General features: G+C 44.4%; 10 protein-coding genes. 6 read left to right on the forward strand and 4 right to left on the reverse strand.

Going from position 1 to position 12,273, the window contains the following annotated elements:
• Positions 1-108: 108 nt before the first annotated feature.
• From upp to QWZ13_RS13450, 4 genes are read right to left on the reverse strand one after another with little or no spacing between them, the layout of a single operon-like run.
• Positions 109-738: a uracil phosphoribosyltransferase gene (gene upp, locus QWZ13_RS13435; protein WP_290282217.1), complete on the reverse strand. Its 630-nt coding sequence runs from the start codon at positions 736-738 to the stop codon at positions 109-111.
• Positions 739-740: 2 nt separating this feature from the next.
• Positions 741-4,367, reverse strand: coding sequence for an ATP-binding protein (locus QWZ13_RS13440; protein ID WP_290282218.1), 3,627 nt, complete (start codon positions 4,365-4,367; stop codon positions 741-743).
• 3 nt (positions 4,368-4,370) lie between these two features.
• On the reverse strand, positions 4,371-5,072 hold the full coding sequence (locus tag QWZ13_RS13445) for a DUF4194 domain-containing protein (protein WP_290282220.1): 702 nt from the start codon (positions 5,070-5,072) through the stop codon (positions 4,371-4,373).
• Positions 5,056-6,579 carry a Wadjet anti-phage system protein JetA family protein gene (locus QWZ13_RS13450; RefSeq protein ID WP_290282221.1) on the reverse strand — a complete coding sequence of 508 codons (1,524 nt, stop codon included), beginning with the start codon at positions 6,577-6,579 and terminating at the stop codon, positions 5,056-5,058. The genes QWZ13_RS13445 and QWZ13_RS13450 overlap by 17 nt, the downstream gene beginning before the upstream one ends.
• Before the next feature lie 195 nt (positions 6,580-6,774).
• Here QWZ13_RS13450 and bcp point away from each other — a divergent pair, with 195 nt between their 5' ends.
• The 6 genes from bcp to QWZ13_RS13480 all read left to right on the forward strand — a co-directional run bounded on the left by bcp (position 6,775) and on the right by QWZ13_RS13480 (position 12,273).
• On the forward strand, positions 6,775-7,257 hold the full coding sequence (bcp, locus tag QWZ13_RS13455; protein ID WP_215998768.1) for a thioredoxin-dependent thiol peroxidase: 483 nt from the start codon (positions 6,775-6,777) through the stop codon (positions 7,255-7,257).
• Positions 7,258-7,339: 82 nt separating this feature from the next.
• Positions 7,340-7,984, forward strand: a complete 645-nt coding sequence (locus QWZ13_RS13460; RefSeq protein ID WP_290282222.1) for a tetratricopeptide repeat protein — start codon at positions 7,340-7,342, stop codon at positions 7,982-7,984.
• Positions 7,985-8,077: 93 nt separating this feature from the next.
• A complete protein-coding gene (locus tag QWZ13_RS13465; protein WP_290283370.1) occupies positions 8,078-9,019 on the forward strand; it encodes an asparaginase domain-containing protein in 942 nt (313 codons plus the stop codon).
• Between the two features lie 46 nt (positions 9,020-9,065).
• Entirely contained in the window at positions 9,066-9,452 is a 387-nt protein-coding gene (locus QWZ13_RS13470; protein ID WP_290282223.1) for a hypothetical protein, read from the forward strand.
• 2 nt (positions 9,453-9,454) lie between these two features.
• Positions 9,455-11,791, forward strand: a complete 2,337-nt coding sequence (locus tag QWZ13_RS13475) for an ATP-dependent helicase C-terminal domain-containing protein (RefSeq protein WP_290282224.1) — start codon at positions 9,455-9,457, stop codon at positions 11,789-11,791.
• 68 nt (positions 11,792-11,859) lie between these two features.
• On the forward strand, positions 11,860-12,273 hold the full coding sequence (locus tag QWZ13_RS13480; RefSeq protein WP_215998773.1) for a diacylglycerol kinase: 414 nt from the start codon (positions 11,860-11,862) through the stop codon (positions 12,271-12,273).

Raw genomic sequence — 12,273 nt, forward strand, 5'->3', positions numbered from 1 at the left:
CTTGTTGAATTATAAATTTAGACGTTATTTTTCAAATAGCGAGGTTTAAGGATAGATTTGTTACTTTATGTGAAATGCCCTGCACTTTGCAATACAGGGCGTAGGTTTTTAGCGAGTACCGAACAATTTATCGCCGGCGTCACCTAAACCAGGAACAATAAATCCGTGCTCATTTAAATGATCATCAACGGTTGCAACGTAGATATCAACATCAGGATGTTTCTCTTCAATCGCTTTAGCGCCTTCCGGAACGGCAAGTAAACACAAGCCCATGATCGAAGTGCAGCCTTTTTGCTTTAATAGATCAATGGTAGCAATCATTGAGCCACCGGTAGCCAGCATAGGGTCGACAATTAATGCCGTACGTTCTTGCACGTCTTCAACGACTTTATCAAAGTAGTACACAGGCTCTAACGTCTCTTCATCACGATACAAACCAACTACACTGACACGCGCCGATGGAAGTAACTGTAAAACGCCATCCATCATGCCTAAACCGGCACGCAATATTGGGACTACGGTAATTTTTTTACCTGCAATGCGATCGACTTGCATGGTACTGCCATCCCAGCCGGTAATATTAACTTTATCGGTCTCTAAGTGTCGGGTTGCCTCGTAGGTTAATAAGTTGCCAATTTCCGATGCCAATTCACGGAAATGTTTGGTACTGATACCTTCTTCGCGCATGATGCCCACTTTATGAGCCAATAATGGATGCTTAATTTCTATAATTGCCATCGTTACAATCCCTCTAAAAAGTCTAATTCAGCTTGCTTACGAATCACTTTACGATGATTCGCCCATAATTCCTGTATTTTTTCTTGATTACATTGTTGGCGGTCAACCAATACTCGCGTGTTCAACTCGCCTCGGGCACTCGCATTGGTAAGCGGCACTTTAGAGAAAACGAATTGATTCGATATCATATCCATAAATGGACCTGATTTACTGGTTGGCATTATAAAGAGTAACTGTAGCCCTAAACTTTCGGTTAGGTATCGGATTACTTCTTTAGATCGTGTCTCATCCATTTTAGAAAAGGCTTCATCGACCAGTACCATTCTCAGGTGACTGTCGCCTTCGTTAAATCGAAATGCAGAGGTAATCGCCGCAGAGCGTATGATATAGGCGGGAGTTTCAAGCTGCCCACCCGAGCCCGTACCGTATTGTGAAAGTGCAATGGGCTGCTTACCTTCGGGCTGTTTATAAATTTCATAACTGCGATAATTACGGTAATCTGAAATTCGCTCTAACTCCCTTAATGCTCGCTGCTCATCAACATCAAGCAGCATAGTCATTAATTGATCTCGGATTTTGCTAGAGCGCTCTGTCAATTTCGTATCAAACAGGGTATTACCCTCACCAATGGATGGGCTTTTAAATACTTCGTCAAAAAAGTGCCAATACTCTTTAAATTCTGGCACCCACTGATAATCGAACCAATACTTTTCTCTATCGGCACCAAATCTATGATGCTCCAACTCTTTATTAAGGTTCTGTAATACCCGCTTACCTTCATTGATAGAATGGTAAATGGCGTGGCATAAATTCGTCACGAATGCGCTATTAAAACTTTCACGTAGCGAGGCCAGTTGGTCGACCTTCTCCACTAACACATTGTTTCTCATACGGTTTAAGCCATTATCAATGGCCCTCCGTAAATTCACCATTCCGCGGAAAAAATCTAAACTGTGCAGCTGGCCATAATCCATGTCTATTTCAATCGCATCTTGCTGCTGACATTCTTGATTATGCTCTTTCAGCAATACTTCCAACTCGTGGGCTTTAGCTGTTAACTCACTCTCAAGAGATTTACGCAGATTCTCTTCACGATCGGCATCGGTATCGGCCGCCTGCTCATCGGCCGACTTAAGTCGTGCATCGACATCGAAGTTCGGCCAAAACTCAACAATATTTCGTAAATACTCTTCTTTTTCTTCTGAACGAAGCTGTGTATCTTCCTGCTGTTCCGATAAATAGCAACACTGCTTAGTCAACCCGGCTATACGCTCCTGCAATTTGCCTTTTTGCTCATTGCCATCGCTAATCTTTTTATCAAGTTCAGCTAACGCCGTTGATACTTGCTTATACTCTTCTTCAATTCCTTGAACATCACTTAGGTCTAACGAAGTAAGTGCTTGTTCGGCGTTTCTTAGCTCGCGATGGGTTTCCAGCATATCCCGCATAAACTGGCCATGCTGCATATGCGTCAATTGATTCACGGCATTGTATAGGCTGCGAATTTCATCCACGCCGGCTTGAAGCTCATTCGCTTGTTTTGCGAGTTCGTTTAATTCATTTTTCTTTGCATCTAATGCTCGTTCACGAGCACCCTGGCCAAAGACTAAATCTGAAATAGGCAAATCACAGCGGTACATGGCGTAGGCTCCGCTGCCTAAGCCAGCGGGGGTGACGCCTCGTCGCGTTTTCTTCAGTTCTTGCGCATCTTTGCACTGCTCAACCATGCCATAACTGGCTGTTAAATAAGATTTTGCGATGGCATGATCAAATTTAAGGAGATGTACAATTGAATTGCTAGGCAACTTAATGCGCTGAGCGTCTTGTTTCGCTTTACTGCCTTGAATAACCCTAGCGCGATTATCACGTGGTAAGGCTCGTACAATACTAATGGCTTCGGCTTCGTAATCGGGCTCAACTAATATGGCAAATCGTGCACCGGCCATATAACCTTCTAATGATGACTGCCATTGCTCATCTAAAATTTCAACGTAATCACACAATACCCTAGGGTCTGCTTCTGGGCATTCACGTTTGATGGCCTCTAGCGCAATTCGAACATGATGAGGGTAATTCACCTGCGCCGATGCCAAACTATCTATGTCTTGTTGTTTACGAGAAATGGATTGTCGAGTTTGCAGTAATCGTTGTTCGCGTCGATCAACTAGACGCTGCGCTTGATCACGCAAGGAAACCCCGCTGCCCTGCATTTGCTCATCAAACCACAGTTGACGCCACTCATTTAGCAGTGACTGTTGGCTGAGCGCAGCATCGAGATGGGCCTCTAACGGGCTAATGTCAATCCAGTCTTGATTCAATAAACTTTGAAAATCAATTTCCAATTTAGATTGTTGCGCCACCTGTTTGGCCAGCTGGTGCAAACGCTTATCGCCAAGACCTTCGATCTCTGTAGCTAAAGAGGACTTAAGCAGCAACTGGTGTAGGCTATTGCTAGCGGTTAATGTTTTTTCAAGCGCTATATTTTGACGCAGCAATGGCTCAGCTTGTTTTTGCAGCTTTTCTGTAGCTTCTTTTACTTTCGTTTCAAATCGATCTTTATCTTGCAACGCTTCCACGCCTCGGCGTTGCGCTTCAATAGAAACCAATTGGTCATGGGTTTGCCGTCGTCTTTCTGTTGCAACATCTAAATCATTGATTAACGCTTCGTGACTATTAATTACTTTTTGCTGTTCCGATTTTACCGCTAAGTAACGTTGTTGATCGGCAACATAGCGGGATTTTGCCGCGATGTAATCTGTGACGTTGTAATCTATCCATCGATCAACATAGCTTTCACCAGCGCTTCGAGCTTGGGCTAACCGGTCAATGATCGACTTAAGTCTATTAGCCTCGTTCTCCATTCCATTAATGGTTTTCATTAAATCTGAAACTGTGCGAATGGCTTCGCCGAGATCTTTCTTTTCGAGGATTTCTTGAGCGACAAAGCCGTCTATGCTTTTAACCGGCTTATAAGCCATGAATCGAGAGAAAGCACGCGCCGCATTCATGGCTTCACGCTCACTGATGGCATCGGAACGGCCTTTCAAAGCTGCGTATAATCGCCGTAAATACTGCTTTTTAGTGTCATACTTTTCTACACTGACTTTACGCGAACTCAACCGACTGACAATTTTATCTAAAGAGATTACTTGAGATCGGCCATCATTCTCTTGAACAAAATCAGACTTAGAAAGAGACTCACCAGCGCTGATGAAATAGGCAATATCCGATTGGCGGGCAATTGGGGTCGCGCCGGCTTTATCTAAAAAGGCTGAAACACCAATGATTGCCGTAAACGGCTCGGCCGATTCGCCTTGTGTTGGGTGAAAGACAGCGGCTAAATAACCCACTGTTGGGTCTAACCGTGCAAAAGATCCATCATCACACCCCAGTACATAAGAAGCCAGCGTACGAACCTGTTTGCCGCGCCCTCGTTGGGTAGCTTCATCTTGACCGGGGTTATACTGGAATAAGGTATCGTGTGCGGCTGTCATGATAGTTTGCAGGGCATCAGCGGCCGTGGTTTTACCCGACCCGTTACCGCCGCTGAATAGATTAATCGGACCAAAATCAAATTCCATCACAGGAATATTGCCCCAATTTACGTAAATAAATTTCTTTAAATGCACGGGCTATTCCTTTTCGATATCATTTTCAGCGGTGAGGTTGAGGTCTTCAGGCTCATCACCATCTGGCGATTCCTGCAGTGGTGTTTCGCCCAGCAAGGAAGACAGTACATCATCGGAAACATAACTGATGATCATAGGTCGAATTCGAATCCAAAGGTCGCTGCTGTCTTCGCTCAATTCTTGATTCAATTGAATCAAACGCAATTGTTTGAGCCGTTTAAAAATAGAGCGACGATCTGTCAATTGCTCTGGCAAGGTGCGCTTCAATAGGTTACGTAAACTTAACGTCACATTTTCAATAGACACCAATACACAGCCTTGGTCGTCTAGCTGACCTTCTCGCAGGGCTCGATCATATAAACTGCGCAAAACAAGAACCACCGCGACTTCGTTTTGTGTTAACCGAATTCGGAACCCACCATTAAAAGGCTGATCTTCGTGGTCCGACAAACCAGGAACTTCAGCGCCTGGCGGAAATAATCGGACAAAATTAAATCGCTGATCGTGAGCGATACGAATACCAATGATAGATAAGTAATCTTCTACTAAATCTTGCAGCCGCACAAAACGATCGTATAGCACTTGTTCGGTTTGGCTCTCATCGCGACACAACACACCGTAATCCATTAATCGAATCAATAGTTCGGAATATTCGTTTTGACTGACGCCTGCTTTTTCAAGCTGCTGTTCAATTTCCTGAAACAAGGTTGGCTTCCTCTAAACTGTTTTCCGCATCGTGAGTGAGGCTAATTTCAAACAGATCTTGCGATGTAAAATACTCACTGTGTACGGGATCTTGATGAATATATTTAACGTTAAATTTAAATTCGCTGCTAAATGAATTTGCGCTGCCAACCTCAATGGCATGAGAGAGCGACAGCAATTCATCGGCCGATTTAACCGGTAAATCTGACGTTCTAACCGACTCACCCCGCGTCAAATGTGAGATTAAATATTGGCGCACTTGGTTATCGTTTATTAAAAATGCTTGATCCAACCACTGCTGCACCACTAACTCTTTGCGTGCTGATTGATCAAAATCTCCTATCTGATCTTCGACGACATCTAAAGAGAACTCTCGGCGCACTCGTTTGTTATGCAACCGTATGGTTGAGGGATCTAAGTAGCCCAATTGAGGGACGGACATTAATTGACTCGCTCTGTCCAATAACGCGCTTTGTTCACTGTCTGATTTTTCAACGAACTGCTGACACACTTGAACCATGTCATTGTGGCTGGAGCTAGACAAATAATTCATTTGCCGAATAATAAGGTCGGCTCGCTTGGTAAAGCCTTGCAATGCCTTTCTGAGTGCGGGCAGCATAATGTCGCTGGCCGCCTGCAAACGCGTTTCTATGCTATCTAAAATAAGCCAAAGCACCGATTGATTTTCTTGAACAAGCTCAGGCAATAGCTCTCTTAATCGTTTTTCAGCGTTTTGTTTGAAGGTTTTATTTTTGTTGCGGATGTTATGAATGATCTCAACTATGTGGTCCCGATATTTTTCAACGTTGTCGGCAGAGAGTCGAATGGCTAAGTCGGGCTGGAAACGTCTTTCCATAAAATCAAAGAAGTCTTCTGTCGCTTGCGCGATCATGGCATGGGTTTCCATTTCTCGCACTAAAGATCGCTTTCGTTCGTCTAACTCAGCAATGATATCGGTAAAATCACTGATGATGCTTTCAGAATATTCCCAAGCATCTAGGAGATCATAAACTTCACCACTTTCAAAAAATGAATTAATGGCGTTACGCACATTTCGTGTATTTCGGTGACGTGTACGAATAGATGACATGTCATTTTGCACAAATGGTTCGGTAAAGGTTCGACCCATTCGGCTGAAATTAAAAGAGCTTTGTAAGTTGGCTTCGTCGACTTGTTTTTCTAACCAGCCATGATCGAGTAACATAGAAAGAATCCAATTCGATTTTTCACGATTGGTACGAAACCGCCCATCGAACTCATCATCACCACTCGACAACACTGGCGAACGCTCCAATGCCGCGCTGAAAGTATCGATGACATCATCGCGATTAAGCGCGTGGCCGTAATCGGCGCTCGAACTGGCATACAACCGTCGATACAGCTCTTTCAGCGCATCGACAATTTGCTCACGATACTTACTCGTCAGGGGTCTAAAAAACTGCTCACGTTTTTGATCAAAAAACATCCAAGCTCTCTGTAATATCAATAACTTAGCGGAAATCGCCAAAACGCCTCAGCATACATCAAATCTACGGCTAAAACGAGATTCGAACGACGTTACGCCTCAAAAAACACTTAAGCCCACAGGCTCCTTTACATTAACTTTGTGAGCTTGGCTGGATAAAACTATTCCACGTTAATTGAGCATTTCACCAAGCCACGATAATCTATGGTCACTTTATAAGATATTAAGGACTCAATTATGGCACTACCTCCACTACAATTGCCTACAGTGGGCAAAGCGGCCCCTGCTTTCACGACCGTAAACCAATCTGGTGAAAAGGTGGCTCTCACCGGCCTTAAGGGTAAGCGAGTCGTCCTTTATTTTTACCCTAAAGCCATGACACCTGGCTGCACCACACAAGCGTGCGGCATAAGAGATACCCAAGCCGAATTTAAAAAGCGCAACGCTGTTGTTTTAGGCATTAGCCCGGATGCGCCGTCACGTTTAGAAAAGTTCATTGAAAAGCAATCTTTAAATTTTGACCTTCTAAGCGATGAAGACCACAAGATTGCTGAAAAATACGGTGTTTGGGCGCTGAAAAAATTTATGGGAAAAGAATATGTCGGCATTCATCGCCTTACCTTTATAATTGATGAAAAAGGCAAGTTGGTTCACATCATGGAAAAGGTGAAAACTAAGTCTCATCACGATGATGTACTCGAAATTCTTGATAATCTTTAGCTTCTGTTTCGGTGCCTGTGATCCAATTCACGGTGCACCGTTGTAAAAAACCTTACCGTTTTAATCACATTAGAAGAATTAAATGACCAAATCGATCATTGCTAGCCTTATTTTCATTCTGTCGAGCGCTGCATACGCCTGGGATAATAACGAAATCGATCAAGCTTGGCGCACCGAAAATATTGATCAACTAACCAAACTTGCGAAACTCGACGGGTTTGATGCCCTTTACAGCCACTATCGACTTGCGTTATTAGCACAGGAAAAAGGCGATAAAAAGCTGGCAAAAAATTCACTTGAGATTATTTTCGATGCGCTAGAAGACAATTATCAAAGTGCAGACCAAGCCGCCTTGTATTACAACGCACTCGGCTTGTCGATCGCGCTGAAGCCATGGACCGCTGCTTTCACACTTAAAAAAGCGAACAAGGCAATAGAATATAGCGATTTGGCCGCCCCTAACCATGCACCGTCTCTCGTTGCAAAAGCCGTAGGGCTCATTAACCGCCCGGCTTTTGCGGGCGGAGACAAAGCCCAAGCCCTGATATATTTAGATGAAGCCCTAGAGACTTATCGCTTAACAGAAGCGTGGGGTTATGAAGATGCTTGGCTTTGGAAAGTTAAAGTATTGGCCGCGTTAGACCAACCTGATCAGGCGCAAGCAACCCTGAAAGCGTTACTTACTCAGTTCCCCGATTTCAAAGCAGCAGAGCGCCTAGCATTGTAATTGAAAGAAACTTCGTTACCATTTCCAATTATATAATTAATTGGAAACCTTATGGCGCACTACCTCATTATTAATACTGGCGGCACCATTGGCATGGTCGACGGTCCTAAAGGCCTTACTCCCAGCGCTGGTATCATAGAGCAATCCATGCAGACAGCCGCTGAACTCGATGCATGGCGAGCCCATCGTTTAAGCTGGGAGCAGTGGCAGCCGCTACTGGATTCATCTGATTTAAACCCACAGCATTGGCTCGACATTAAAATGTTGATTGTCGATGCAATGAGCCAAGGAAACCTTGATGGTGCGTTAGTGATTCACGGAACCGATACTCTATCTTACAGCGCGGCTGCATTAAGCTACCTGTTAGCTGGCTGTGAAATACCTGTCGTTATTACTGGCTCTATGCTGCCAATTGGTACAAAAAATACCGACGCACTTGCCAATTTAGCGCTGGCACTTAAAGGCTTAGAAAGCAAGCGAGCTGAAGTTATGGTGGCCGTGGGCGATTCTTTACTGCCGGCGGCAAAAGTCACCAAGGCAACGACCTTTAAGCATCAGGCATTTACTGCCTGCCAGTGGCAAGACGTGCAGTGGAATACTCCGTCGCCTAAGCCAAAGACCCATCCGTTTTCACAGTTGTCCCAATGGAAAGATGTTAAAATCGGTCTGTTTACGCTGTTTCCAGGTACCACGTTTGAAACCCTTTCGATGATGATTAGTGGTGACTATCGCGCCATAATTATTAATGCATTTGGAAATGGAAACGCCCCAAGTAATCCAACCTTTTTAGAATTGTTGGCGCAGGCCACCGAGAAGAACATACCGATATTTATTCGCAGCCAATGTTATGAAGGGTCGGTCGATTTCGAACTTTACGCGGCTGGCGCTATGTTTAAAGAGCATAACGCCATAGAATGTGGGCACATGAGTGTGGAAGCGGTGCTCACAAAACTGCAGCTGATCAGTGCCATCACTCATTCTAGTGAAGAATTAGTGAGCTTATTTAAAGCGCCCTTGAGCCGAGAATGGCAATAACACTAATAGAAAGAGCTCAGCAATATAACCGTAAGAGAGATTCTCAATGACTGAAATATGGACACCGGCTTCTGAAAACGATGCCTTTCCTTCCGAAGCTCTAAACCGCGCATTGGAACTAAACCCAATTGACCAACTGCCTTCAAATTGTCCCGACGAAATATTGCCGTTGCAGCCATGGATGAAGCGCCCCTTTACTCAATGGCAAGACACACTGGAGACACTTGATGTAGCGCAATTGACGCATTTAGTACGCTTTTTTACCTTGGCCGAAACACAGTGGACTGACTGGCAAGCAGGCGACAAAAACCCAGCCATTTGGGCCAGTAAAGTATTAAAACAGAAGCAAGCATTCCCAGATAAAACATTGATTGCCTGGATACGACAAGTATCGACCAATAGATTTATACCCTATGGCAATATTCTGGGTTAAAAATGCCACAACTGCCCATTGAATCCATTAAATCTGAAGTTTTGTCGGCTTGGCAAGCGGGCGGCTGCATTGTCAGTGCGCCTCCAGGCTCAGGGAAATCAACACAACTGCCGCTCTGGGGCCTTGCCTTACCCTTTAAAAAAACATTCTTACTGATTCCAAAGCGGATTGCTGTAAAGCTAGCTGCTAATCAATTAGCCAACAATTTAAATCAAAAGGTTGGGGAGACCGTTGGCTATCAATTGCGACAAGATCAGTGCCTAAGCAACCAAACGCGTATCGTAGTAACCAGCTATGGTAGTTTTTTACAGATGCTCTTAAATAACCCTGAATCTGTTTCTAATTGCACGGTTATTATGGATGAATTTCATGAGCGAGCACTTGATCAGGATGTCAGTTTTGCGCTAATTCAAGAGACCATTGCACTACTCGATGAGCCGGTGCCACTGATCATCATGTCGGCAACGTTAGAAGTAGAGCAACTTCAAAAAATGACCGAATTTCCGTTGATTGCGTCACCTGGCTTTAGCTATCCAATTGACATTGAATATCAAAAACTTGATTTAAACCGCAGCACAGAGTTCGCCCATTTCATTGAAAAAATTTGGCAAAATAGCCACTCTCACCTGTTAGTGTTCTTAGCAGGTTTAAAAGAAATTAGAGCGATTGAGCGAACTATCAACAACACCATCCCTGTAATGGTTCTTCATGGACAGCTAAATAACACCCCTAATCTAGAACAGCTGAACACAGTCGAAAAAACAGTCATATTAGCTACGAATATCGCTGAAAGTAGTGTAACGCTCGCCAACGTTCATACTGTAATCGACAGCGGCCTAGAGCGCTTTGCCACTACGCATCCTATTACTGGAATTTCAGCGCTAAAAACCCGAAGAATCAGCCAAGCAAGCGCCACTCAGCGAGCCGGTCGTGCAGGACGCCTAGGACCAGGAAAGGTCTTTCGACTATGGAGCGAAGATGAACATCAATCTAGAGTTCCCTACCAACCTGCCGAAATAACTCAGGCTGATTTAACCCTAAGCCTTTTGCAACTTGCCTTATGGGGAACTCGGTTCGATCAGGCCTCTTGGTTAACCCAGCCCGATAAAAACAGAGTAGAAACGGCCGAGCAAAAGTGTGAACAATGGGGCGCACTTAAAGACGGACACATCACTCAGCATGGAGAAGCCATGTTAGCGACAGGGCTTGACCCTGCGTTGGCTAATTTTGTTGTGACCGCCGAACATTACGAATGCTTGCCAGCGGCAATAGTATTTGCGGCAACGTTATCCGTTGATCCGGCCCAATTGGCTCAAAATTTAAAGCCAACTTCAATGCCCAACCAATTACAAATCAGAAATGAAGTAAAACGTCTTGCAAAGCGACTCAAGCAAGATATTCCTCCGCAATTTAAACCATTAGATTCTTTTGCCTTAGTCAAAGCATTTCAACAACGATTAATTTATTCACCAACAAATGGTGCGCCGAAACTCTTTAATGGCGCCTCCGTCAGCTTTATGAACGCCAATAATAGTGAGTGGTCACTGATGCTCGAAGGCCACCAGCAGGATCGCAGTATTCGTGTTTTTCATGCTTTGCCTATCGATGCTGATACGGCGTTTAAAGCAATAAAAGTAAATCAGACAGTGCAATTTCGGCCAAGTCAACGGCAAGAGTTTTGGCGTATTGAGACGGTCGGTCAAATAGTCATTAAGCAAGAGCCCTTTAAAGCAAACCCTGAAGAGAAAACACATGCTTGGGAAAACTACATAGCCAATCACGGAGAAAGTGCGTTACCGATAAACTCAAACTTGCTCGCTTTAAAACAGCGCTGGCAAATTGCAACGAAGGCACTGAATAACTGGCCAAAATGGCCCGACGCATCGGCTTGGCTGGGAATCGCTCAACCATTTTTAACAGGACTAAACGCCTTAGCGGATTTAGATACCGTATCGGCCTTTAAGCATTGGGCTGGTTATGAGCAACTGGCCACACTTGACCAACTGTGCCCAAAGCTATGGCAATGCCCTTCTGGTCGGTCAGTCCCTTTAGCGTATCAACCTCAACACAGTAAAGTGGTTGCCCAATTAAAGCTCCAAGAAGCCTTTGGTTTAAATGAACAACCAACCGTGGCAAACAATTTGGCCATAACCTTAGAGCTCACGGCCCCGAATGGTCGGCCCGTTGCAACAGTGCACGACTTACCTCATTTCTGGCGTAACATTTACCCAGAAGTTCGAAAGGAGCTTCGCGGGCGATACGCGAAGCACCCTTGGCCTGAAGACCCTATTGGCTTTAAGGCCACAGCTAAAACTAATCGCCAGTTGCGAGCCACCTAAAAACAAGCCTTGCCTGATGAGTGTATTGCTATACCATACGCCTCAAATTATAAGCATGCTCTGACCTTATGAAGCAAGATATTTCAAGCAACAAAAGTACATCGATTCCTGAAAAAAAGCCCAATGGCATTAAACGCATATGGCTGGCTACTCAATACAGTTATCGTGGTCTTATCGCTACCGCTCAACATGAAGAAGCGTTCCGACAAGAGCTATTGCTGTTATTGTGCGCTTTTTTATTGATGCCTTTATTTGCAACAAGCTGGTTCCACGCTGTTGCACTGATAGGATCGGTTATCATGATTTTGATCGTAGAATTACTGAACAGTGCAATTGAAGCCATTGTTGATCGTGTAGGATTAGAGTTTCATGAATTGTCTGGGCGAGCTAAAGATATGGGGTCTGCAGCGGTTTTTTTAAGCATCACCTTGGCGGGAATGATTTGGTTGGTGTCTATTATCCAGTGGTTTTTACACCACTAA

Origin of the sequence: Reinekea marina, from assembly GCF_030409715.1 — a bacterium.
In the GTDB taxonomy this organism is placed as follows: domain Bacteria; phylum Pseudomonadota; class Gammaproteobacteria; order Pseudomonadales; family Natronospirillaceae; genus Reinekea; species Reinekea marina.

Excerpts from the sequence above, each read along its gene's own strand:
- upp (WP_290282217.1), bottom strand. The coding sequence starts at position 738 with ATGGCAATTATAGAAATTAAGCATCCATTATTGGCTCATAAAGTGGGC.
- bcp (WP_215998768.1), top strand. The coding sequence starts at position 6,775 with ATGGCACTACCTCCACTACAATTGCCTACAGTGGGCAAAGCGGCCCCT.
- QWZ13_RS13460 (WP_290282222.1), top strand. The coding sequence starts at position 7,340 with ATGACCAAATCGATCATTGCTAGCCTTATTTTCATTCTGTCGAGCGCT.
- QWZ13_RS13465 (WP_290283370.1), top strand. The coding sequence starts at position 8,078 with ATGGTCGACGGTCCTAAAGGCCTTACTCCCAGCGCTGGTATCATAGAG.
- QWZ13_RS13470 (WP_290282223.1), top strand. The coding sequence starts at position 9,066 with ATGACTGAAATATGGACACCGGCTTCTGAAAACGATGCCTTTCCTTCC.
- QWZ13_RS13475 (WP_290282224.1), top strand. The coding sequence starts at position 9,455 with ATGCCACAACTGCCCATTGAATCCATTAAATCTGAAGTTTTGTCGGCT.
- QWZ13_RS13480 (WP_215998773.1), top strand. The coding sequence starts at position 11,860 with ATGAAGCAAGATATTTCAAGCAACAAAAGTACATCGATTCCTGAAAAA.